Genomic DNA, 23,436 nt, shown 5'->3' with positions numbered 1-23,436 from the left:
AGGGTTTTTGAGGGTTGATGGATGACAAAAGATTGCGCAAAGTGGCCGCCAGTCGCTATGCTGATCGGCCATTTTGTTGCGGCAGCGCACGTGGGAAGTACCCTCATTTTGGACAGGTTATAAACATTATAAAAAAGCAAAACCGTCCTTTATACCATAAGAACGCTGCTAAAAAAATACGCTGACTAGTAGGGGCACGCCCATGAATAAAGGTCTTCACCAGCCTGGCGAGTTTCGCGATAACTGTGGTTTTGGCCTGATTGCCCATATGGAAGGCCAGGCTAGCCACGACTTGCTGAAAACTGCCATTGAATCTTTGACCTGCATGACTCACCGCGGTGGTATCGCGGCCGACGGGAAAACCGGCGACGGCTGTGGGTTGCTACTTAAAATGCCCACGCCGTTTATGCAGGAACTGGCTAAAGAGGCGTTTGATACTGAGCTGGGCGAACGTTTTGCCGTGGGCGTCGTTTTTCTACCCGACGATGACGCTCGTGAGGCGCATGCCCGTGACACCCTGGCCCGCGAGCTTGAAGCGCGCGGGCTCAATGTGCTTGGTTGGCGCGATGTGCCCACAGACCCGAGTGTTTGCGGGCCCATGGCGTTGGACTGCCTGCCGCGCATTCGCCAGCTGTTTGTGCAGCCAGGCCAGGGCGAGCACTTCGATGTTGACCTGTTTATGGCCCGCCGCCGTACCGAGCAGGCGCTGCGTGACGAAGAAGACTTCTATGTCGCCTCGCTGTCGTCAGAAGTGGTTTCCTATAAAGGCTTAGTGATGCCGGAAGATCTGCCGGCGTTCTATCAAGACTTGAACGACCCGCGTCTGGAAACCGCCATCTGCGTTTTCCACCAGCGCTTCTCGACCAATACCGCACCGCGCTGGCCATTGGCGCAGCCATTCCGACTGCTGGCGCACAATGGCGAGATCAACACCATTGAAGCCAACCGCGGTTGGGCGAACTCGCGTAAAGCCAACTTTGTTAACGAGCGCCTGCCGGATATCGCTGAGCTGGATGAAATCGTTAATACCACCGGCTCTGACTCCTCCAGTATGGACAACATGCTGGAAGTGTTGCTCACCGGTGGCATGGAGCTACATCGCGCGGTGCGCATGATGGTGCCGCCCGCCTGGCAGAACGTAGAGACCATGGACGCCGAGCTGCGTGCCTTCTACGAATACAACTCCATGCACATGGAGCCGTGGGACGGTCCGGCGGGCGTAGTGATGACCGACGGCCGCCAAGCGGTGTGTATGCTCGATCGTAACGGCCTGCGCCCGGCGCGCTGGGTGATTACCAAGAACGGCTATATCACCCTGGCGTCGGAAATCGGCACCTACGGCTATAAGCCTGAAGACGTAGTCGCCAAAGGCCGCGTTGGCCCTGGTCAAATGCTCGCCGTGGATACCCAAACCGGCGAAGTGCTGCACACCACCGATATCGATGAACGGTTGAAGTCTGCCTACCCCTATAAGCGTTGGCTTAAGCAGGAGGCGAACTATTTAGAGTCAGCATTGACCGAGCTGGCGCGTTTCCAAACCATGGATGCCGATGCGCTCAACGTTCAGCAGAAGTTGTTCCAGGTTAGCTTCGAAGAGCGTGACCAGGTGCTGCGCCCGCTGGCAGAGAGTGGCCAGGAAGCCGTTGGCTCCATGGGTGACGATACGCCGATGGCGGTGCTGTCGAGCCGCCCGCGTCTGTTGACGGATTTCTTCCGCCAGAAGTTTGCTCAGGTGACCAATCCGCCGATCGACCCACTGCGCGAAGCGATCGTGATGTCGTTGGAAACCTGCTGTGGCGCTGAGTTGAACGTCTTTAAAGCGACGCCTGAGCATGCGCATCGGTTGATTTTGACCACGCCGGTGCTATCACCACGTAAATTTACTGCGCTGGTCAGCCAAGATGATCCGGCTTTTGCCAGCTATACGCTGTCATTGGGTTACGATCCTGAGCAGCAGAGCCTGCATCAAGCGCTCAAGGCGCTATGTGAAAAGGCCGAAGCACAGGTGCGCGCTGGTAACGTCATTCTGGTACTCACCGACGCCGAGCTGTCGAAAGGATTGATTCCCATTCAGGCCGCCCTGGCCGTGGGCGCCGTGCACTCGCATTTAGGCCGTTTGGCGCTGCGCCCCAACGCCAATATCGTGGTAGAAACCGGCTACGCTCGGGATGCGCACCAAATGGCGGTGCTGTTTGGTGTGGGTGCTACGGCGGTTTATCCGTGGCTCGCTTATCAGGCCATGGCGGATATGCACCGCACGGGCGAGCTGACTGGCAACCCGGCTGATGGCCGCGAGAACTACCGCAAAGGGCTGCAGAAAGGCCTGTTCAAGATCCTGTCTAAAATGGGTATCTCGACGCTGGCCTCCTACCGTGGCTCGATGTTGTTTGAAGCCGTGGGCCTAGCAGATGAAGTAATGGATATGTGCTTCGTCGGCATGGCGTCGCGCATCCAAGGCACCGGCTTTGCCGAGCTTCAGATGCAGCAGGTGCTGGTCGCTAAAGATGCCTGGATTCCGCGCAAAGGAATCTCCCAAGGCGGCATGTTCAAGTATGTTCATGGTCACGAGTACCACGCCTATAACCCCGATGTAGTGATGTCGCTGCAGGCAGCGGTTCAGGAAGGCAGCTACACCAAGTGGAAGAAATTCGCCCAGTTGGTGAATGAGCGCCCGGTAGCCACTATTCGCGATTTACTCAAGCTTAAGCCTGTAGAAACGCCGCTTGCGCTGGACGAAGTAGAGCCGATTGAAGCGCTGCTGCCGCGTTTTGACAGCGCCGGTATGTCGCTGGGCGCACTCTCGCCGGAAGCCCACGAAGCGTTGGCTCAGGCCATGAACGAAGCGGGGGGGCGCTCCAACTCTGGCGAAGGCGGCGAAGACCCGGCGCGCTATGGCACGGTTCGTAGCTCAAAGATCAAGCAAATCGCCTCCGGTCGTTTTGGCGTGACGCCCCATTATCTGGTCAATGCAGAAGTGCTGCAGATCAAAGTCGCCCAGGGCGCCAAGCCCGGCGAGGGCGGCCAGTTGCCCGGCGGTAAAGTGAACGAACTGATTGCCCGGCTGCGCTACGCGGTGCCCGGCGTGACGCTGATTTCACCGCCACCGCACCACGATATCTACTCTATCGAGGATTTAGCCCAGCTGATTTTTGACCTCAAACAGGTCAATCCTGACGCCCAAGTATCGGTGAAACTGGTTTCTGAGCCGGGTATCGGCACGATCGCCACCGGCGTGGCTAAGGCCTACGCGGATCTGATTACCGTGTCTGGCTACGATGGCGGCACGGCGGCGAGCCCGCTGACCTCGATCAAGCACGCCGGTTCGCCTTGGGAGCTAGGGCTGCCGGAAGTGCATCAGGCGCTGCGTATCAACGGCCTGCGCGACAAAATTCGCCTGCAGACCGACGGCGGCCTGAAAACCGGCCTGGATGTGGTCAAAGCCGCTATTCTGGGTGCTGAGAGTTTTGGTTTTGGTACCGCGCCGATGGTGGCGCTGGGCTGTAAGTACCTACGCATTTGTCACCTCAACAACTGCGCCACCGGTGTGGCCACCCAGGATGATTTCCTGCGCGGCGAGCACTTCCGCGGCACTGTGGATATGGTCAAAAACTACTTCCGCTTTATCGCCGAAGAGGTACGCGAACTGATGGCGGCGCTGGGCGTACGCCAGCTCACCGACTTGATCGGGCGTACTGACCTATTGGAAGTGCTGGAAGGCAATACCGCTTCCCAGCGCAAGCTCGATCTAACGCCGTTGCTGGCCAATGATTTTGTGCCTAAAGATGCGCCACAATTCTGCAAGGTCAGCCGTAACGTGCCTCATGATCCCGGTGCCAAAAATCAGGAAGTGCTGGCAGCATTGAAGGACGCTATCGAAAACCAGTCGGGCGGTGAGTTTGATTTCACCATCACCAACTGTGACCGCAGCGTGGCCGCGTTAACGTCCGGCGCCATCGCTAAGCGCTACGGCGAAGAGGGGCTGGAGGCGGCGCCCGTCACCGCCCGATTTACCGGGGTGGCGGGGCAGAGCTTCGGGGTGTGGAATGCGCGAGGCTTGAATCTTTATTTAGAAGGCGACGCCAACGATTACGTCGGCAAGGGTATGAACGGCGGCAGCATCGTCATTGTGCCGCCCAAAGTTAGCCAGTTTGAAAGCCATAAAACTGCCATTATCGGCAACACCTGCTTGTACGGTGCCACCGGCGGTACGTTGTTTGCCGCTGGTACCGCAGGCGAGCGTTTCGGGGTGCGCAACTCCGGCGCCACGGCGGTGATCGAGGGCGCGGGTGACCACTGCTGCGAGTATATGACCGGCGGCCTGGTCTGCGTGCTTGGCGAAACCGGGGTGAACTTTGGTGCGGGGATGACCGGCGGGTTTGCCTATGTGTTGGATGAAGATCGTACCTTCGTGGATAAGTACAACCACGAGCTGGTCGAAATTCACCGCGTTAGCACAGAGGTGATGGAGGCGTATCGCCGTCACCTGCGTGAAATGATCGAAGCCTATGTGGCCGCGACGGGTTCAGTGCGTGGGGCGGCTATTTTGGAAGACTTCAGCGACTATGCGCGCCACTTCTGGCTGGTTAAGCCAAAAGCGGCAAGCTTAGGTAGTTTGCTGGATCAGTCTCGGCGTCAGCCGCAATAACCCGCTTATGCCCCTCACGCTGACAGGAGAGAGACCATGGCTAACCGTTTAAATAACGATTTTCAGTTTGTTGATGTGGGTCGTCAGGATCCACACAAGAAAGACGCCCGCGCCCGAGCCAAAGAGTTCGCGGAAATTTACGAACCGTTCAAGCCCGCCGACGCGGCCAGCCAAGCGCATCGCTGCCTGCACTGCGGTAACCCGTACTGCGAGTGGAAGTGCCCGGTGCACAACTATATTCCCAACTGGCTGCAACTGGTGGTGGAAGGCAACATTATTGAAGCCGCCGAGCTGTCGCACAAAACCAACTCGCTGCCCGAAGTGTGTGGCCGCGTGTGCCCGCAAGATCGCTTGTGTGAAGGCGACTGCACGCTCAATGACGGCTTTGGCGCGGTGACCATCGGCTCGGTGGAGAAGTACATCACCGACACGGCGTTTGCCATGGGCTGGCGTCCGGATATGTCCCACGTCACCTGGACCGACAAAAAGGTCGCCATCATTGGCGCGGGGCCGGCAGGCTTGGGCTGCGCCGATATTCTGGCGCGCAACGGCGTCAAGCCCGTGGTATTTGATAAGTACCCGGAAATCGGTGGCCTGTTAACCTTCGGTATTCCTGAGTTCAAGCTTGAAAAGAACGTGATGGAGCGTCGGCGGGCGGTATTCGAGGAAATGGGTATCGAGTTTCGTCTGAATACCGAAATCGGCACGGATATCGAGTTCGATACGCTGCTCCAGGAGTACGACGCGGTTTTCCTGGGTATGGGCACGTATAAATACATGGAAGGCGGCTTCCCCGGTGAAGACCTGCCTGGTGTGTACAAAGCGCTCGATTTCCTGATCGCTAACGTCAACCGCTGCCTGGGATTCGAAAAAGATCCAAACGATTACATCTCGATGGAAGGCAAGCGCGTCGTTGTTCTCGGCGGTGGCGATACCGCCATGGACTGTAACCGCACCTCGATCCGACAGGGTGCTGCGAGCGTTACCTGTGCTTATCGCCGTGACGAAGAGAACATGCCCGGCTCTCGCCGTGAAGTAACCAACGCGCGCGAAGAGGGCGTTGAGTTCCTGTTCAACCGCCAGCCGGTGGCGGTGGTGGGCGAAGAGAAGGTCGAAGGCGTGAAGGTTGTGCGCACTCGCCTCGGCGAACCTGACGAAAACGGCCGCCGTCGCCCTGAGGTGGTGCCAGGTTCTGAAGAAATTATTGCCGCCGATGCGGTGGTTGTAGCGTTTGGTTTCCAGGCAAGCCCAGCACCCTGGTTTGAAGGCTCACGCATTGATCTGAACGAGCGTGACCTGGTAAAAGCCCCCGAGCACGGCCAGTTTGCCTTTCAGACCAGCAATGAAAAAATCTTTGCCGGCGGCGATATGGTGCGCGGCTCTGACCTGGTGGTCACGGCTATTTATGAAGGCCGCCAGGCGGCAGAAGGTATATTGGACTACCTCGGCGTGTAATTCGGAGCAATGGGGTGCTTGCGGCACCCCTCGCCCTTCCCGAAGATCCTCTACAGTATACATTTATAGTGGCTATGCTTTTCGTGAGGGGTGGGCCGTGATGCTTTGGCGAATTGTAACCTGAATATTTGCTGGTTCATTTCATGCTTGCTCCAGCGCATCAATACCTGACTGGGCTACCTGGGTATCTTGAGCGGAGCTAACCCCTGATACTGCGATGGCACCGATCACATTGTCGCGAACATAGATTGGCAAGCCTCCTTCAAGAAGCCCTGTCATAGGCGTAGCCAGAAATGACAGCCGCCCTTGACCAAGAATTAACTCTTCATAAAACTGCGTTGGACGGCGCGTCAGCGCAGCCGTGCGAGCCTTGGCGGTGGCCATCTCCACTGTCATAGGGGCAGCGTCTTCTAGGCGTTGAAGATTCAATAGGTGACCACCGTCGTCAACGATGGCAATTGCCACTGGCCAGTTATGCTGTTGGGCGAAATGACGAGCGGCATTGGCTATGGATTGAACATCTTTATCAGTGAGGCAATGGCGTACTTTCATCAAAGTTTCTCCGGAGTAAGCAGAGTTTTCAGACACTGATTTAGGGTGGTCTGCGGGATGGCAATATCGAAGACAATGTCAAAGTGGTTACGACCGCTGCAGCTGCGTACTGCTGTAACTGGCATGTAGTGGGTCAGTCGTTCGGCTAATGCTAAACTCTGGTACTTGAAAACAGTAGTTTCCATCTCTCCCCAAGCTATGGCGACAGGTACAGGATTGTGAATCGGTAGGTGTAATGGACTTAGCTGTGCGGATTGATGGGGTGTTAGGTGTAGAGGCTGGTTAATATAGGTGCCGACCAGGGGTTGGAGATCGTAGATGCCGCTAACTAGCAAGGCGCCTTGGAAAGGTGATGAATCTGGCCAGATCCGACACAGCAACATTGCTGCCAAATGTGCGCCAGCGGAGCTGCCAACGAGGATGATTTTTGGCACTTGGCCCCGAGCTGCGTACCAAGTGCGTAGTGTAAGCAAGGCCTGAGCAACTTGGTCGACAATATATTCGAGAGGGACATTCGGCGCTAAACTATAGCCTACTGCAGCGTAGTCTAAGCCATGAGCGTTTAAGCCTGGGGCAGAGAACAGCGAGTCTTTTGCGCTCAGTTCCTGCCAGTAGCCACCGTGAATATATACGATCGTTGCCCCAGGGGATCGAGTGGCCTGGAATAGGAGGATCTTTTCCCTAGCCGCAGGCCCATAGCGTAATACTCGCGGCTGGCCGAGGAGCGCAATGGCTGCTTGGCTATCAGATCTATACTGAGTGAGAGTTTGCTTATAACTAGGTGCCAGTGAGCTCGGTGAATAGGCTCGTTCTCGTCTGTTCAGTGGAAGCTGATGGCCAAGAGGGTCGGAAACCTTCATCACATACATCCGTCCATTCCTCCTAAGGGATATAGCGGCGTTAGGTGCCTATGCAACTGACTTTTCACAGCAGCTAGGTTGATCTCTTCGAAGCTCTTGCAACCTTTGACGGCCAGACGAAGCAATTCTGATTGAATCTCTCCTCGAGCCTGTGCAGTGGCGTAAGGAAGGTTGCTGAAGGTCACCATGGAGTAGCGAGACATAAAGCGTTCTGGGTGCTCAGCTTCCAGCCACTGTGCCAGTTGCCGTTCCAGTTGATAGCCAGCACTACTGACCCGCTCTCGCATTTCAACATAGTTTTCTAGTGCCATAGCCTGGATTGCGCTGGCGTTGGGTTGGCGTTCTTCTTCATAGGCGCTTAGAGCTCTACTCAACTCTGGCTGTGCTGTTAGATACTTTGCCAACGCTGTGGCATCTTCCAGTGCGCAGTTCATACCCTGGCCGTGGAAGGGCACCATTGGGTGTGCAGCATCACCGATCAGTACTGCGCAGCCCTCGACTTGCCATTTGCGCAACCAGAGGGAGCCAAGCTGGCCAGTGGGGTTGTATTCGAAATCTTGTTCTAGGTTGGGTAAATATTCCGATAGATCTGGGTATATCCGCTCGAACCAGCTCCGCGCTACTTTACCCTCCGCAAGGCGCTTGAAACAGGCTTCGTCGGTATTGTCGTGCGGCAGGAAGAGCGTAGCGGTAAAGCTGCCGTCTATGTTCGGTAGGGCGATGCACATGTGTCCGCCACGCGGCCAAATGTGAAGAGCGTCGGCCTCAAGTCGCGGACAGCCATCGGCGCGAGATGGCATATAGAGCTCTTTATAGCCGTGGGGTTGCCACTCTCGGTGTTCTCCCAGCGAGGTAACGAGTGCCATGGCTCGACGCACGGCTGAGTCTGCACCATCAGCACCCACCAGCAGGTCGAAGGAAAGATGTTCACCTCCAGCTAGCGCACATTGTGCCGCCCAGTCAACTTGTTCGAGCGGAGTGTCAAAACGCAGGCGTACGCCGGCAGCTTCAGCGGCAGCAAGCAGTTGTTGATTAAAGCGGCCACGCTGGATAGACCATAGGACGTCTTCAGAACGGGGGCTGTAGGGTTGGTAGCTGGCGGGGTTCCCCAGCGAATGCACGCGCCGACCGCGCATAGCCACTGCTTCTGCTAGCACAGATGCCTCTAGCCCAATTAGCCGCAGAGCCTGTAGGCCACGTTCAGCCAGAGCTAGGTTGATTGATTTACCCGTGTTGGCCAAGCTTTTACGTGGGTCACCGCGTTTTTCCAGAAGAGTCACTTGCCAGCCTTGGCGCTGTAGCAAACAGGCCAGTAGAGGGCCAGCAAGCCCCGCTCCTACGATCAGCGCAGTGCGCTCTTGAGGGAGGTGAGTTGAATGTCGCGCCATCGTGATAGGCTCCTGGGTTCAGAGGTGGGTGCGCAACTGCCAGAGTTCGGGGAATAGAACTGTGTTGAGAGTGGAGCGAAGGTAGCTAACTCCGCTGGTGCCGCCGGTTCCCTGGCGATGGCCGATGATTCGTTCTACCGTGCAGAGGTGGCGAAAGCGCCAGTGCTTAACGCTGTCTTCTAATTCCACTAGTTGCTCGCCTAGGGTGTATAGCTCTCGGTGTTCCTCGGGCTGGCGATACACTTGCAACCAAGCTGCTTCCACTGAAGGAGAGTGACTAGTTGGCTCACTATGCTCAAATTGCAGCCGAGACTGGTCAATATCCATGCCGCGTGCAGCCATTAGGCGCACCACTTCATCATACAGTGATGGCGCCATTAAACGCTTTTGCAGTGCATGCAGGGCCAGTTCGTCCTGAGTGTGGTCTGCTAAGTGTGCTGAGGATTTGTTGCCAAGCAGGAACTCTATCTCACGAAACTGCACGGACTGATGCCCTGAGGCGCTGCCCAGCGACGGGCGCATAGCAAGAAAATCGCTAGGGGTTAGGGTCGCCAGCACGCTCCAGGCGTGATTCAAGTGATCCATGATCCGCTGTACTCGCGCGATGGCCTTCAGCGCGGCGGGTAGGTTATCACTGCCCAAATGCTGAATCGCCTGGGTCAACTCATACAGCATCAACTTCATCCACAGTTCAGCTGTCTGATGCTGGATGATAAACAACAATTCGTCAGGGATCTCGGAGCGTGGAACTTGGCTGTCTAAAATCTGCTTGAGATGTAGATAATCGTCATAGCGCATTTCGTTCGGGGCGGTGGCCGACGTCACACGCTTTCTGCCGGATAATGGGCATGGCATCGTAGTATCTCCTCAGGCCTTTGTCAGTGGTTTGCAGATATAGTTGATCTGACCACCGGCCACGGCAGGGAGAATAATAACCTCATCACCCTCGTTAATTGGTGTCTGTAGGCCGCTGTGAAAGCGCACGTCCTGATCGTTGACGTAAAGGTTTATAAATTTCACCAGAGCATCATCCTTTACCAGTCGTTGCTTCACTCCTGGCCAATCTCGCTCCAGGTCATCAATGACGTCAGCCAAGTTACTACCTTGGGCATCAACAGTGGCAGCTCCATTGGTTAAGGAGCGCATAATAGTGGGTATATGAATAGTGACAGGCATTTAGATTCCTTATTTATCAATAAAATAGTGGGGGTTGCTCGAAAGTCAGCTCTTGTTCCAGTATCCGACCATGCTTGATGTAGTAGCAGCGCATCGCTGGGCAGAAGTGTTTAACGGTGCTAATGATTAAGTGGTAGGCGTCGGGAAAGGCAGCGGCATAATCTACATCTGTGGAACTGGGATAGGGTTTTGAGGCAGTATGGGAGTGATAGATCACCAGTGGAAACTCACTACGTACGTCCATTTCCCGCCACACTAGTAGTTGTTCTCGTGGCTCGAAGATGAAAAAGTCTTTAGATTGAGCGGCATTGTGCATAGGTATCAGTCGGTGAGGTCTGGGCTCTCCTGCCAAGCTGGTGATGATGCCGCAGCATTCAATCGGGTGTTGCTCATGAGCTTGGCGGAAGAGGGCATCACGCATTGAAGTGGATAAATTCAGCATGATCGCACCTTAGTAACTTGCTAGAGTCGGATTGACATCGTGTACCCATGCCAATACGCCACCCTGCAAATTGCGCACGTTACTGAAACCGGCAGTGAGCATCGCCTGGACTACTTCTCTGGAGCGGGTGCCGGCCTTGCAGTACACCACGTAAGGTGCGTCTTTTTCGGCCATGACACCTTGGCCAAGGCTAGTTAGTACGTACGCCTTGGGCAGCAAATGTGCGCCCTCAATATGGACGATGTCCCACTCGTTCTGTTCGCGAACATCCAGCAGTGTCACTGTGGGCTCTTTAACCAGCAGTGTATGCAACTCAGTGGCGCTGATGCTTGGTACTTCGGTCTGTGCATTAGTTGGCTGGCCTATACCGCAGAACTGTGGATAGTCCTGGAGTGAGGTTATAGGTATACGCTGAGGGTCGCGCTGCAACGGCAGATAACGGTGACGCATGCGTAGTGCGTCGTAGACCATCAGTGTGCCAAGCAATGTCTCACCGATACCGGTGATCAGCTTAATGGCTTCTGTGCTCATCGCTGAAGCCACAGCGGCGCAAAGAACGCCGAGCACGCCGCCTTCTGAGCAGGACGGAGCGAATTGTGGCGGGGGTGGCTCAGGATAGAGGTCTCTGTAGTTCAGCCCACCATTCGGAGCATTTTCCCAAAATACGCTGACCTGCCCTTCAAATCGGTAGATTGAGCCCCACACATAAGGTTTATTGGCCATCACGCAAGCGTCGTTAACCAGATAACGAGTGGCGAAGTTATCGGCCCCATCGATGATCAGGTCGTATTGGTCGAACAGTTCAAGGGCATTGCTGTTATCCAAGCGAAGCTCATGCAGTTGCACCTTTACATTGGGGTTTAGTGCCTTGATGGCGAGGCTAGCGCTTTTTGTCTTGGGCTGACCCAAAGTATTCATGTTGTGGATCACTTGACGTTGCAGGTTTGAGGCTTCGACTAGGTCAAAGTCAACGATGCCCAGTGTGCCAATACCTGCTGCGGCTAGGTAGAGCAGAGTAGGAGAACCTAATCCTCCGGCGCCAATCACTAGAACTCGGGCGTTTTTTAGGCGTTGCTGCCCAGTCAAACCTAATTCGGGAATTAAGATGTGACGACTGTAGCGTGATAACTCCTCAGGGATTAGTTTGGCTCCTTGATTACTAACCAGAGGTGCTAGGTCTCGAGGTAATACCGATGCGTCATCATGTTGATTCCTAGTGGTCATAGGTCAGCTCCGTTCGAGGTTCAAAACTTGCGCCAAGGCTTGGCGTAGGATGTGCATTTCGTCGGTGGTACCAAGGGTGATACGTACCCACTTATCAAGTCCCGGCCAACTTCTGCCGACTTTCACACCCAGTTGCGCGAGCTCCTCAATTATCGTGGCGACGGGCCGTTGACAGTCGATCAATAGGCAGTTGCTGTGGGAGTTGCTGTGGCGCAAGCCATAGCCGCCTAGCCAATCTGTGAAAGCTTGGCGTTCCTTCTTAGTGGCATGCTTACGCCGTGTGCATTCGGCTTCGTCAGCTAGACACGCAAGGGCAGCGGCTGCCGCCGGTGCCGGTACGTCATGAGCCGGTTGTGTATGGATGCGATTAAGCAGCTCTGGTTGCGCCACTGCATACCCAATGCGCAGACCTGCCAGTCCGTAGATTTTCGAGAAGGTGCGTGTAACAACCAAGTTTGGATGTTCTCGTAGTGCAGCGATCATCGAGGGCTCGTCACTGAATTCCACATAGGCTTCATCTACTAGCACCACGGCCTGTTGGGTCAGGTTGGCGGCGCCGTGAATCAGTCGAAGGAGCGCATCATGGGGCGTTACGCTGCCGGTGGGGTTGTTGGGGTTGGCCACATAGATCAATCCTCCTGCACCAGCCTCAAGCATCGCTGACACATTATGTTCCCCGTCTGCTAGTAAGGGTATCTGGCACACTGGCCGTTCATGCAGCCGTGCAGCTTGCTCACACACTGGAAAACCAGGCGCCCCTACCACTAGTGGTTTTTGAGCATTTGTGAAGGCCAGTGTCGCGTAGTGCAGAGCACGGTTCGAGCCTGGATAAAGCGATATCCATTCATTGGGAATTTGGTGTCGGTCGGCCAGGTCTTGACGTAGCTGTTCGACCAGTTCGAATTGATAGCGTGAAGATATCCTCACTGCATTCCGTGCAGCCTCTAGTGCTGCTGTTGGCACGCCGTAGGGCGATTCATTCAAGTTGAGGGAAATCGGCGCTTGACTTGCCCGCATGAAGTTTCCGCTTGACTCCTGGCGGCAGTATGGTGACTGCATTATGTTATGTTCCTTTTGTTTAGTTTTAAATCAATTGGTTAAAGTGAGTCGCGCACCGATTTTGGCGTGTAGCCGAAAAACTTTGTGAAGGCGGCACTAAAATTGTTTGGGTGCTGGTAGCCTACTTGGTAGGCCGATTCCGATACTCGGTATCCAGCCGCTAATAGTTCTTGTGCGCGCTGCATGCGCATCTCCAACAAGTGTTGGGCGGGACTGTTGCTGTAGGCCTGACGGAAACATTCCTTGAGTTTGTACTCACTGATGCCCAGCTCCGCGCACAAGCAAGCATTGTTTATAGGCTGGCTCAAGTGGGTGCGCATGAAGGTTTCAACTCTTTCAAGCAAGTCCACATCACGGCCTGTAATTCCTCCTCTCTGTACCTCACCGGGGGCCAGCAGGTTGAGCTGTTCACCGAGCAGGCTTAGAGCATGGATACGCTGGCGCAGCCCGTCTTGCTCTCCTACCCTCGGGTTCTTGAAAAATCTGAGATGTTCACTGGCTCGGCTGTTGACGTGAGAGATTTTGCGAAAGCTTTCGTTATGGCGCAGAGCTTTGCCAAGTAATCGATCACAGCGCTCTGGCCCGATATAACGCGTAAGTGCTGACTCAGAAACCACTAGGCGCAACTGCTGGATGGGTTCGTCGGCGGCGTAGCGCCTTTCACCAATGCCTTCCTGAAATACTGAAACCGTAGTTCGGTTGGCTGAGAAGGGTAAGCTGTTACCTACTCGGTCTAAGAACTCGGATTGTCCTGAAAGACCGAATGTGATCACCAGGGTTCGTTCATTGCCTTCGTGCTGACAAGCTTCGCGTAACTCGCGTCCCGAAGAGATTCGAGAGCGGACAACTGAGAAACCTGCCTCGCAATCCAGTCGCTCAATTAATGTATGGCTTCGAGAAGAATCGCTTTGACGGCATGTCCATTTCTGCAGTTCTTGATCAGTGGCCAATTTCGGTTTTGACAAGCAGTTCACAACACATCACTCCTTATCCATCTTAATCAGCAGGCGTTTCGGCGTGGGCAGCAATGAAACGCCAATAAGCCCCTAGGCGCAGTGTCTGCAATCTGTGGCTGGGGTAATCAGAGCACAGGCGGTACAGGCAAAAAATGGCTTCGCATGAATAGCATACGGAAACCTTCGATTTTCATATGTAATGCGAATGATTAGCATTACCTCAATAAAGTATCATCCCTCATGTCATCTCGACAATTGCCAGCAGGCTGATTACTCGTTGCTCAATATCCGATCCGAGGTAGGGCATATACGGGGGCGCGCATTGATTCTGGTTAAATTTGGCAGAGTAAGGAGGAGGGGGATGATCCCGATTGTTGTGAAACCGCCACTGACGGGGATTACGATATCCTTGACTCCTGCGCCAATAGGGTTGGAAGCGGTTGCAGAGGCTTTTATCCACCGAGCAGAGCTGCTTGGTGCACGAGTAGAGAGGAATCTGCAGTCCACCGCTAACAAGCTGGTAGCACAGTTCGAAGATGGTGGGGGTGCACGAGTGGTTGTGTACTTACGTGGCTGGCCTTGTGGTAATCAGCCAATAAGCGAGGCGCTGGCGCAGGCAGCTTGTGGGCTGAGTGGTTGGCATGCTCGCAATGCAGGTGGTGTATTTGCTCTGGGGCCGGACTATCTATCGGTGCTATCCGCATCACTTATGTGCACTACTGGCGTAGCCGCTCTGATTGGCCAGTACCGTGGTAGTGGTAGCCGTGAAGTAAACCTGAGCCTGGGCGGAGTCGGGTTGTTATCTATGGCTCAGTATTTGGCTATGGATGACGCTGGCCAAGCCTCTCCATCCAAAGCAGGCATAGATTGGTCTTCACCTCCCTTTATCAGTGTCGAAGGGCACCTCTTTGAGCTTGAAGCACTGAGCCCTGAGGCTTGGCTAAGCTTTTGGAGTAGGTTACAGGTTTCGGCAGTTGACATCGCAGCAGCTTGGTCGCCCTTCCTACAGCGCTATACCACCGCCCAAGCGCTGCTGCCGTCCAGCCTATTTGATGCCTGTTCCAGCCGACGATTGGTGGATCTGCAGCGCATGGCTAGAAACAGTGGTGTGGATATATGCCCACTGCGTTCGGGAACTGTGGTGTCTTGGCAGACACATGGCCCTTGGTCTTTCGGAGAGCCACGAGTGGCCGCGTGTAGCTCCACGTTAAACACTGCACCGGAGCGGCCATTGACAGGGTTGCGGGGGATTGAAGCTTGTCGATTGATTCAGGGGCCGCTGGCGGGACACCTGTTGCGCGAACTTGGCATGGAACTGGTAAAGGTAGAACCACCTGGCAGCGACCCGATGCGAGGTATGGCGCCATTGGTGAACGAGTTGTCGGTACATTTTCATGCCATCAATCGGGATAAGTCGTGTGTCGAGCTTAATCTGCGCAGCGGGGGGGACCGGGAACGCTTGCTACAGATGGCTGGCGGCGCAGATGTCTTCCTGCATAACTGGGCGCCTGGCCGAGCCGAGCGTTTAGGGTTGACGCCTGACATACTGCGTCGCCAGTCATCCTCACTCATCTATGCTTCGGCGTCTGGTACTGGTCGAGTACCAAAAATGAATGATCCACTTGCCACCGATTTCATGATCCAGGCGTATAGCGGTTTAGCATGCCGGATCAACCAAGCAGAAAGTCCCGCTGGAGCGTTACTGACGTTGGTGGACGTGCTTGGTGGAGTGGCCCTAGCCGAAGGTGTTGTTGCTGCACTTTACGCTCGCTATGCACATCAGCAGGTTCTGGAGCTAGATTCAGCCATGGCCGGAGCTGCTGCGCTGCTTATGGCGTCTAGCCCTGGCTCACCCCCGGCACGGAGTTTCGCCACTGCCGATGGTTACGTGATGGTTGAGTCGTGCTCCAGGCACATGTTGTCAGAGTTAGACCTGCGCTCGCTAGCGACTACCAAGGCGCTGACTTTGCTGGCAAAGCAAGGGGTTATCGCTACCCCCGTTTCTTTTTGTGCTGCTGATGTCGGAGCCCACCCCAACTTGTCAGGCACGCTGAGCCGTGACGAACATGGTCTGAATGTTGCCACCCCTTGGATCATTAATGCTTAAGGACAATGTAACATGCCTAATGAACTAGCCATGCGGCAGAATCAAAGTCAACTCAAAAAAACACAGGTGTTGGATTGGGTTCCTACCAGCCTACGCGAGCGTTGGGCCTCGGAAGGTATCTACCCGAATAAAGGCTTGTTTGAGGCCTTTCTGGATATTGCTCAAGTGCGTCCGATGGATGCAGCCGTTATCGAGGGTGCCGACAGCCTCAGCTATGCTCAATTGCGAGCGCGAAGTCTCAGCCTAGCCCAAGTGCTGCATGATATGGGAGTTGGTGCGGGAGATGTGGTGGCAGTGAACTTACCAAATGGGTGGCGTGCCTGTGCTGTAGACTTGGCTGTAGCCGCATTGGGGGCGATTGTGCTGCCATATCCAATGGGGCGACGCAAACGCGATACCCGCGCTATGCTCACCAAATCCGCCGCACGCGTTCTGGTATGTAAACGAAAGGTAGGCGACACCGATTACGCTGAGTTGGTCGATAGTTTGAAGCATGAATTACCGGCACTAGAGCAGGTGCTGGTATGCGGACAACGTTACCAAAATTGGCCGAGTTTGGCTGAGTGTTGGGAAAGGTCAGAATTCAATGCCCTCAGCGTGCGCGTCGATCCTAATGCTGGAGCCCGCCTGATAGCTTCTTCAGGCTCGGAGTCTGAGCCTAAATTGGTGCTTTACTCGCACAATGCGTTGGTGGGTGGTCAGACAGCTTATCTACACAGCTTGGTTCAGGATTCATCGAAAATACGTGCACTTTTTGCGGTGCCGCTAGCTTCGCCCTTTGGCTCGCTTGGCACTCCCTGCACTTTGGCTTCCCTTGGGGGAGTTCTCATTTGCTTGGATCGCTTCGAGCCGGACGAAGTGCTACGTCTGCTCTCCCAACAACGAGCCACACACCTTTTTGCTGGCCCTAATATGGTTGACATGCTGTTGGCTAGTCCTTTGCTCCAGCCATGTGGGTCTGAATCGCTTGATTTCTCCTCTCTCACGACGATCGTCAGCGGAGGCTCAGCACTGAGTGAGCAGACTTATGAAGGGGTACGTAACAAACTAGGGTGCACGCTGATCCAGTCCTACGGTTCTGCTGACGGTATTGCCTGCCATACTGAGCTTGATGACCGGCCTGAAACGACTGTGCGGACTGTCGGTTGCCCCGATCCGACAGTGATTAGCGTGAGCATTCGCAATGATTTGGGCCAGCAGCTCGGCTGTGGTGAAGAGGGAGAAATATGGGCGCGCGGACCTATGACGCCGATGTGCTACTACGGTGCACCGGAACTGGATCAGCGCTACCGCAACACCGAAGGTTGGGTGCGTATAGGTGATCATGGATTACTTGATGCTGAAGGGCGTCTGCGCATTGTTGGTCGACGTGCTGACACTGTGCTACGCGGCGGTTATAAAATTAATCTTGTTGAAGTGGCCCATATATTGCGCGGTCATCCTGCGGTTGACCAGAGTGTGGTGCTCAACAACCCTACTGAAGATGGCAAGCCGAGCCTGGATGCTTTTGTAGTCATGCAGCCTGGCCGTCACGCGCTGACGTTGGAGAAAATGCTGGCGTATCTCGTAAAGGAAGTGGGTGCTCAGCCGAGTCAACTGCCTGATACGCTGACGTGTGTGCCTGAGTTGCCATTGGCGCCATCTGGTAAGGTTGACCAGAAGGCGTTACTACAACGCTGTAAGGCGGTCTGGAACGGTGTTTCAGCACAGCCGGTAATTGACTTATTGATGGGGGTGGAGCGCGCAGGCGTGTTACGTGCGGCTATCGAGCTCCAATTGTTTGATCAAATGGGCGAAGGCGTCACCGCTGAGGTACTGGCTGAGCGTATTCAGGCCAGCCCCCGTGGTACTCGCATCCTGCTCGATGCTCTCGCTGGGCTGGGGCTAGTGTCAAACGAACCCGGCCACTCCTACTATCGTGCTAGTTCTTTGGGAGAGAAATTCTTGTGTCGTACTTCACCCCATTATGTCGGTGGCTTGACACAAGTTTACACCGCTGACCTGATGTGGGACGCCTTCCGCGATTTTAAGGGCGCGGTAGTAGCTGGTGGTAGCGTTCTTTCGCAAAGCCTGGAAGCGGCTAATCACCCATATTGGAAAGAATTCTCTCAGGGCATCACTAACACTGCGCGAGTTACTGCTCGACGTTTAGCTGACCAAATACTGCCATGGCTGGGCGAGCGTTCGCAGCCTGAGGTTCTGGACTTGGCCTGCGGAAACGGTACCTACGGCTTCACACTGGCTGCCAAACAACCTTCGATGAGAGTGTGGGGAGTTGACTGGCCAGACAGCGAAGAGTTATTTGAGAAAACCGCTGAGTGTTTTGGTGTTTGTGAGCAGGTACGTTTCATTCCTGGTGACCTCTTTGAAGTAAGGTTTGAGCAGCGCTTTGACTTGATCATTCTTAGTCAAGTGTTACACCACTTCGATGAATCTCAGTGTTGGCACCTGTTGGCGCGTTTGCAATCTTGGCTGAAACCCGGAGGGCGGGTTCTAATTGCTGGCTTCATGCGCTCCAATGCACCACCCGAACAGGAACCGATTCAACGGCTGTTTGCAGCACAGATGCTCAGCCTCACTGAGGCTGGTGACTGTCATTCGATAGAGTTGGTGCAGCAATTACTAGCCGAACAAGGTTGGCAGGATATTAAAACCAACCGTCTGAGAGGACTGCCTATTCAGTGCGTGCTGGCAACTAGAGGTGACTCGGGGGTAGAGGCATGACCCCGGTTCTCTGGCGCTTGTCGCGGCCTTTGCGTCCTTCGATTTTACTGGCTGCGTTCGGCCAAGTGGTTGTCACCGCCTGTCATGTTGGTCAGGCGCTATGCTTAGCCAGTGCTTTGGCCGGGCTATTCGCTGACCAGCCATTGTCCGAACTATGGTGGCCGCTGTCGGTTTTTTTTGTTTTTACTTGGCTACGCATCGTGCTGATGGGGTTGTCTGAAGCACTCGCTATGCGTGTGGCAGGGCTTGCCCGGCACTACTTGCGTCAGCGCCTGATTGGTCAGGTATTACGTGTGGCGGCTGATCCGGCCAGCGACCGAGATAGCGGGGAACTGAGTACCACCTTGGTGCAGTCGGTGGAAGCCTTGCAAGCCTATTACAGCCGTTATGTGCCTGCAGTGCTGGGTGCGGTGTTTGGTGGCGGGGGTGTGCTACTGCTAATGGCGTATTTCGATAGCCGTTCTGCCCTTGTGGCTGCTCTTGCTGCGCTGGCGCTACCCTTTACTGATCGCCTCTGGTTGCGTTGGCGGCGCGCTTCTGCAGGTGGGTTGTTCGCGAGTATGGGGCGTTTTTCCGCGTATTTGCTCGACAGCTTGCGCGGCGTCACCACGCTCAAGGCCTTCAATGCTCAGACCCGGCGCCGTCAGGTACTCAGTCAACAGGCACGGGATCTGCGTGAGCAGGCCATGGGTGTGCTTTACGCCATTCTCATGCGTAACGGCGCAACAGGGCTGCTTAGCTTGGGTGGTTTAGCGTTGGTGACTGCGCTTAGCGCTCAGCGCGCCGTTGCCGGTGAGCTATCGCCGTTTGCGTTGTTGGCCGTTGTGCTGCTGGCCCGCGAGGCCTTCGGTACGCTGGAAAAGCTTGATAAGACCTTCCACATTGCATGGTCGGGTAATGCGGCGGCGGCCCCCGTCATTCGTTTACTTGACGCTATACCTGGGGTGCCAGAGCCGATTGAGGCCCGGGCTTTACCGACCCATCATGGAGTGGCCTTTGATAGCGTTAGTTATACCTGGCCGGGTGGCTGCGAACCTGCGTTGCACAATGTGAATTTTACGCTTGAGCCTGGTGAGTTCGTGGCTGTGGTAGGGCCCTCTGGCGCAGGAAAATCGACCCTGGCAGCTCTATTGATGCGCTTTGTTGCACCTGACTGCGGCCGCGTCAGCCTGGGCGGCGTTGATCTTCGCGATTTGCGCGTCAATGACGTATACGAAAACGTCAGTGGCGTGTTCCAACATAGTGTGCTGCTGCATGGCAGCATCGAAGAGAACTTGAGGATGGGGGCTCCTCAAGCCAGTGATGAGGATCTGGCTGAGGCATGCCGGGTAGCGTCACTGGAATCGTGGATTTCAAGTCTTGAAAAAGGCGTTGCCACTGCCGTGGGAGAAGGCGGCGCGCGACTTTCTGGCGGTCAGCGACAGCGCATAGCTATCGCACGTGCTTGGCTAAAAAATACACCGGTCATGGTGTTGGACGAGGCGACCGCGAACGTGGACGTTGCCAGCGAAACCCACATTGGAGAGGCCATCGAGCGGCTTCGCGGTCAGCGTTCGCTACTGGTGATTGCACATCGTCTAGCCAACGTTCGGAATGCCGACCGCATTCTGGTGCTTGATCGTGGTCGTTTAGTTGAGATCGGTGATCACCACAACCTACTGACCCGAAATGGCCTCTATGCGCGCCTCTGGAACCGGCAGCACGCCCACGAAGCGTCGCCCCAAACCGAGGAAGAACTAATATGAAAGTCAATGTCCACGAAATTCCCCAGGGGCCGCGTAGCACATGGGGTGACCTGTTACGCCTTTCCGCTGGCCAGCCGCGCCTGCTAGCACTCACTATCGCTGCTACGCTCATTGCCCAGGCTGGCATGGTGACAAGCCTTGCGTTGGGTGCCTGGCTAGCAGGTTTGGCGCTGACGGGTGCACCGGAGAGCCTCTGGCAACCCGTGCTTTGGGGCATGCTTGTCAGCGCCGTTGCTGGGGCCGGTGGTCGCTGGTGGCAGGCACATATCTCCCATGCCTTTGCTTTTGCTCTGATCGAAACGCTGCAGGTGGGCATTTACGACGGTCTAGAGCGTGCCGCCCCAGGTGGTTTGTCCGACACCCGCAGCGGCGAGCAGGCCAACGTGGCGCTGAACGATGCTCAGGCGCTGGAACACTTTTTTGCCCACACCCTGGCCGATACCATCGCTGCAGTTGTGGTACCGCTGTTGGCACTGCTGGCGCTGGCCTGGATACAGCCTTGGCTTACTTTAGTGTTACTGCCATTTCTGCCGACTCTGACCAGCGTGCCATTCTGGCTGGGGGAGCGTGCTTTTCGCCAGGGGCGCGAGATGAATGCCGCGCTAGCGGGACTAAACGCTGAAGTGATTGAGGGCATTGAGGCGCGTCGAGAGATCCTCTTGTTCAATCAGGAGGCGGCTTGGCGCGCTCGGCTGGGGCAGTATCTGGCGCGGCTGAAGAGCGAGCAGCGTCGTTACGCCTTGCGAACAGGCGCGGAGCAAGGCGGTATAGAGCTGATCCAGTCCTTAGCATTGATCACCGCGCTGGTGGCCAGCGCAGTGTTGCTTGAATATCAAGCCCTAGCGTTGGCTCAAGTTCCGCTATCGGTCGTGCTGGTAGGCGCGGCACTGCTACCTTTGGCAGAGGTAGCGCGCAGTGCCAGCCAACTGGGTGCAGTGCGCGCCAGTGCGGCACGGGTGTTGGCGTTGCTGCATCAGCGTTCGCCGATTCAGGACAATGGCCAGCGATTGCCTAAGGATGCCAGCATCGAATTCAACCAAGTGGTGTTCGCCCATTCCGAGCGCCCTGTGCTGCAGGGTGTCAACTTCCGGGTAGAAACGGGTGAGATGGTCGCACTGGTTGGCCCCTCAGGATCTGGCAAGACCACCTGCGCCAACTTACTAATGCGCTTCTATGAGGTGCAGAGCGGCACAGTGAAGCTGGGCAGCGAAGATCTGCGTGATATTCCCCTATCCGAGCTGCGCCACTGGATCGCCTGGGTTGGTCAGGAGGCCTACTTGTTTGACGACAGTATCGAGGGCAACTTGCGCTTGGGCAAACCAGAGGCGACGCAGCAGGAAATCGAAATCGCTGCGCATCAGGCCCAGGCCCACGATTTCATTCAGGCCCTACCTGAGGGCTACCAAACGCGTTGCGGCGCGAATGGTGCGCGGCTTTCAGGTGGTCAGCGTCAGCGTATCGCCATCGCCCGGGCACTGCTGTCTCAAGCGCCCGTGCTGGTAATGGATGAAGCTTCATCCAGCCTCGATGCTGACAGTGAACATGCCCTGCAGCAGGCCTTGTTGGCGCTTCGTGGGCAGTACACGCTACTGGTGGTAGCACATCGTCCAAGCACCATTGCTCAGGCTGACAGGGTCGTACTCCTGCAGGATGGCTGCATTCTCGATCAGGGCTCTCATGAGCAGTTGCTGCACCGTTGCGAGCAATATGTCCAGTTGCTCGCGCAGCCAGCCAGCGCTTAAAAACACATGCTTAGCAACGAGTACCTTAAGCGTTTAGCTCCAGAAACTTAAAACCTGGGAATACCGACATGAAAGCCCCCGCCATTTCGTACTGGTCGTTGCAGTTGCTGCTCGGCTGGATCAACTTCGCTATGACCGCACCAATGATCTATCTCTACCTAGGGTTACCGCTGGTGATGCGCCAGCAGGGGTGGTCCGGCACCGCCATCGGCCTCTTCCAATTGGCAGGGTTGCCGGCCGTGCTCAAGTTCGTATTGGCTGCTCCGGTAGATCGCTGGGCGCGAGATACCGCCGGTTATCGGCGCTGGAGCTTAGTACTGTTGGTCGGTTATGCCGCAAGCCTTGTAGCGCTGGCGGGGCTCGACATAGGAAAAACGGGCTTCACGACGTTATTCGCCCTGGCGATGCTGGCTAGCTTATTCGGCACTTGGGCCGACGCGCCGGTCAATGCCTTGGCTATTCGCTGTTTACCCGAGACTGAACGTATGCGCGCAGGCACTATCCGTTCAGCCGCCAGTTCATTGGGGGCAGTGTTCGGGGGTGGTGCGATGCTCATTTTGCATGATCGTGTTGGCTGGTCTTGGCCGTTCTTTGTGCTGGGGGTTGGACTGTTGTTGGCCCTTGTCGGACTTTATCTCATACGCCCAGTGCATCTTGATACGATAGCGACACCCAAACGCTCAGAGGTGGGGGTGCGCCAATGGGTTGGCTATTTCGCTTCTGCTCAGCGTCGCCGTTGGGTGGTCGTGTTGATGCTCTATTTCCCCTTTATTGGCACTGCCTGGGTATACCTTAAACCGTTACTGCTCGATCAAGGACTGCCGTCCGGTCAGGTGGCCGTGGTAGCTGGTTTGCTGGGTGGCGTGGTCGGTGCTTTGGGCAGTCTGCTAGGCGGTTATGTCACTTACCGTCGTGGTTTGCACTATGCCCTGCCTGGCTTTGCAATGCTCGCCCTCGTTGCCTTGGCTGCATTATCGGCGGCGTTGGCCAGCCATGCGAGCTTGCCGTTGCTAACTGCCTGCACCGTGCTTCTGGCGCTGGCCATGGGCGCCTCGGCTGGATTAGTGTTTGGCATGATGATGTACTACACCCGTGAAGGTTTGACGGCTGTGGACTATGGTCTGCAATCGAGTCTATTCGTGCTCACGCGTACGGTTGTGCCCATGCTCGCAGGGCTGCTGCTTGACCATTTCGGGTATCTGGGCATGTTAAGCGCTCTGATGGCTGGCATGCTGGGAATAGGTTACTGGAGCCTGCGATTTGTGCGGGGCATGGGCGAGATGCCACCAAAGATGGGGCGTGTCGCCTGATTCCCGAACCGTTGTGGTCACTATAGTGGGGTACTGCGGAGCTAGGTCGGT

At 55.7% G+C, this 23,436-nt stretch carries 16 protein-coding genes; 7 read left to right on the top strand and 9 right to left on the bottom strand.

Translation table 11 applies throughout. From position 1 onward, the window contains the following. The first annotated feature begins 202 nt into the window (after positions 1–202). A complete protein-coding gene (gene gltB / locus ACT3TR_RS03880) occupies positions 203–4,645 on the top strand; it encodes a glutamate synthase large subunit (RefSeq protein ID WP_444624476.1) in 4,443 nt (1,480 codons plus the stop codon). 36 nt (positions 4,646–4,681) lie between these two features. Then, positions 4,682–6,100: an FAD-dependent oxidoreductase gene (locus ACT3TR_RS03875; protein ID WP_444624477.1), complete on the top strand. Its 1,419-nt coding sequence runs from the start codon at positions 4,682–4,684 to the stop codon at positions 6,098–6,100. 141 nt (positions 6,101–6,241) lie between these two features. On the opposite strand, the gene ACT3TR_RS03870 is transcribed toward ACT3TR_RS03875, so the two are convergent. Genes ACT3TR_RS03870 through ACT3TR_RS03830 form a run of 9 tightly spaced genes read right to left on the bottom strand, consistent with a single transcriptional unit; the run spans position 6,242 to position 13,775 of the window. Further along, positions 6,242–6,652 (bottom strand): GlcG/HbpS family heme-binding protein, encoded by a 411-nt coding sequence (locus ACT3TR_RS03870; protein ID WP_087107899.1) that lies wholly within the window; start codon positions 6,650–6,652, stop codon positions 6,242–6,244. Next, a complete protein-coding gene (locus ACT3TR_RS03865) occupies positions 6,652–7,512 on the bottom strand; it encodes an alpha/beta hydrolase (protein ID WP_225733694.1) in 861 nt (286 codons plus the stop codon). The genes ACT3TR_RS03870 and ACT3TR_RS03865 overlap by 1 nt, the downstream gene beginning before the upstream one ends. Further along, entirely contained in the window at positions 7,512–8,900 is a 1,389-nt protein-coding gene (locus ACT3TR_RS03860) for an FAD-dependent oxidoreductase (protein ID WP_087107903.1), read from the bottom strand. Before ACT3TR_RS03860 ends, ACT3TR_RS03865 begins: the two co-directional genes overlap by 1 nt. An 18-nt stretch (positions 8,901–8,918) precedes the next feature. After that, positions 8,919–9,755, bottom strand: a complete 837-nt coding sequence (locus tag ACT3TR_RS03855) for a tryptophan 2,3-dioxygenase (RefSeq protein ID WP_087107905.1) — start codon at positions 9,753–9,755, stop codon at positions 8,919–8,921. Positions 9,756–9,767: 12 nt separating this feature from the next. Next, positions 9,768–10,076, bottom strand: coding sequence for a MoaD/ThiS family protein (locus ACT3TR_RS03850; RefSeq protein WP_087107907.1), 309 nt, complete (start codon positions 10,074–10,076; stop codon positions 9,768–9,770). A gap of 16 nt (positions 10,077–10,092) precedes the next feature. Further along, positions 10,093–10,518, bottom strand: coding sequence for a Mov34/MPN/PAD-1 family protein (locus ACT3TR_RS03845; RefSeq protein WP_087107909.1), 426 nt, complete (start codon positions 10,516–10,518; stop codon positions 10,093–10,095). 9 nt (positions 10,519–10,527) lie between these two features. Further along, positions 10,528–11,742: a molybdopterin-synthase adenylyltransferase MoeB gene (gene moeB, locus ACT3TR_RS03840; RefSeq protein WP_087107911.1), complete on the bottom strand. Its 1,215-nt coding sequence runs from the start codon at positions 11,740–11,742 to the stop codon at positions 10,528–10,530. 3 nt (positions 11,743–11,745) lie between these two features. Continuing rightward, positions 11,746–12,801: an aminotransferase class I/II-fold pyridoxal phosphate-dependent enzyme gene (locus ACT3TR_RS03835; RefSeq protein WP_087107913.1), complete on the bottom strand. Its 1,056-nt coding sequence runs from the start codon at positions 12,799–12,801 to the stop codon at positions 11,746–11,748. A gap of 38 nt (positions 12,802–12,839) precedes the next feature. Next, positions 12,840–13,775, bottom strand: coding sequence for a helix-turn-helix transcriptional regulator (locus ACT3TR_RS03830; protein WP_087107915.1), 936 nt, complete (start codon positions 13,773–13,775; stop codon positions 12,840–12,842). A gap of 343 nt (positions 13,776–14,118) precedes the next feature. Here ACT3TR_RS03830 and ACT3TR_RS03825 point away from each other — a divergent pair, with 343 nt between their 5' ends. The 5 genes from ACT3TR_RS03825 to ACT3TR_RS03805 all read left to right on the top strand — a co-directional run bounded on the left by ACT3TR_RS03825 (position 14,119) and on the right by ACT3TR_RS03805 (position 23,385). Beyond that, positions 14,119–15,864: a CoA transferase gene (locus ACT3TR_RS03825; protein WP_176372193.1), complete on the top strand. Its 1,746-nt coding sequence runs from the start codon at positions 14,119–14,121 to the stop codon at positions 15,862–15,864. Between the two features lie 12 nt (positions 15,865–15,876). Beyond that, entirely contained in the window at positions 15,877–18,588 is a 2,712-nt protein-coding gene (locus ACT3TR_RS03820; RefSeq protein WP_087107920.1) for an AMP-binding protein, read from the top strand. Further along, on the top strand, positions 18,585–20,333 hold the full coding sequence (locus ACT3TR_RS03815) for an ABC transporter ATP-binding protein (protein WP_087107922.1): 1,749 nt from the start codon (positions 18,585–18,587) through the stop codon (positions 20,331–20,333). The genes ACT3TR_RS03820 and ACT3TR_RS03815 overlap by 4 nt, the downstream gene beginning before the upstream one ends. Then, positions 20,330–22,075 carry an ABC transporter ATP-binding protein gene (locus tag ACT3TR_RS03810; RefSeq protein ID WP_087107924.1) on the top strand — a complete coding sequence of 582 codons (1,746 nt, stop codon included), beginning with the start codon at positions 20,330–20,332 and terminating at the stop codon, positions 22,073–22,075. Before ACT3TR_RS03815 ends, ACT3TR_RS03810 begins: the two co-directional genes overlap by 4 nt. Positions 22,076–22,143: 68 nt before the next feature. Continuing rightward, entirely contained in the window at positions 22,144–23,385 is a 1,242-nt protein-coding gene (locus ACT3TR_RS03805) for an MFS transporter (RefSeq protein ID WP_087107926.1), read from the top strand. The last annotated feature ends 51 nt before the right edge of the window (positions 23,386–23,436 follow it).

The sequence above is a fragment of the Halomonas sp. AOP12-B1-6 genome (genome assembly GCF_052379225.1).
GTDB classification, from domain to species: domain Bacteria; phylum Pseudomonadota; class Gammaproteobacteria; order Pseudomonadales; family Halomonadaceae; genus Vreelandella; species Vreelandella casei.
The sequence above is the reverse complement of the archived record's forward strand: the minus strand, read 5'-3'. Positions and strand labels throughout refer to the sequence as shown.

Excerpts from the sequence above, each read along its gene's own strand:
- gltB (WP_444624476.1), top strand. The coding sequence starts at position 203 with ATGAATAAAGGTCTTCACCAGCCTGGCGAGTTTCGCGATAACTGTGGT.
- ACT3TR_RS03875 (WP_444624477.1), top strand. The coding sequence starts at position 4,682 with ATGGCTAACCGTTTAAATAACGATTTTCAGTTTGTTGATGTGGGTCGT.
- ACT3TR_RS03870 (WP_087107899.1), bottom strand. The coding sequence starts at position 6,652 with ATGAAAGTACGCCATTGCCTCACTGATAAAGATGTTCAATCCATAGCC.
- ACT3TR_RS03865 (WP_225733694.1), bottom strand. The coding sequence starts at position 7,512 with ATGAAGGTTTCCGACCCTCTTGGCCATCAGCTTCCACTGAACAGACGA.
- ACT3TR_RS03860 (WP_087107903.1), bottom strand. The coding sequence starts at position 8,900 with ATGGCGCGACATTCAACTCACCTCCCTCAAGAGCGCACTGCGCTGATC.
- ACT3TR_RS03855 (WP_087107905.1), bottom strand. The coding sequence starts at position 9,755 with ATGCCATGCCCATTATCCGGCAGAAAGCGTGTGACGTCGGCCACCGCC.
- ACT3TR_RS03850 (WP_087107907.1), bottom strand. The coding sequence starts at position 10,076 with ATGCCTGTCACTATTCATATACCCACTATTATGCGCTCCTTAACCAAT.
- ACT3TR_RS03845 (WP_087107909.1), bottom strand. The coding sequence starts at position 10,518 with ATGCTGAATTTATCCACTTCAATGCGTGATGCCCTCTTCCGCCAAGCT.
- moeB (WP_087107911.1), bottom strand. The coding sequence starts at position 11,742 with ATGACCACTAGGAATCAACATGATGACGCATCGGTATTACCTCGAGAC.
- ACT3TR_RS03835 (WP_087107913.1), bottom strand. The coding sequence starts at position 12,801 with ATGCAGTCACCATACTGCCGCCAGGAGTCAAGCGGAAACTTCATGCGG.
- ACT3TR_RS03825 (WP_176372193.1), top strand. The coding sequence starts at position 14,119 with ATGATCCCGATTGTTGTGAAACCGCCACTGACGGGGATTACGATATCC.
- ACT3TR_RS03820 (WP_087107920.1), top strand. The coding sequence starts at position 15,877 with ATGCCTAATGAACTAGCCATGCGGCAGAATCAAAGTCAACTCAAAAAA.
- ACT3TR_RS03815 (WP_087107922.1), top strand. The coding sequence starts at position 18,585 with ATGACCCCGGTTCTCTGGCGCTTGTCGCGGCCTTTGCGTCCTTCGATT.
- ACT3TR_RS03810 (WP_087107924.1), top strand. The coding sequence starts at position 20,330 with ATGAAAGTCAATGTCCACGAAATTCCCCAGGGGCCGCGTAGCACATGG.
- ACT3TR_RS03805 (WP_087107926.1), top strand. The coding sequence starts at position 22,144 with ATGAAAGCCCCCGCCATTTCGTACTGGTCGTTGCAGTTGCTGCTCGGC.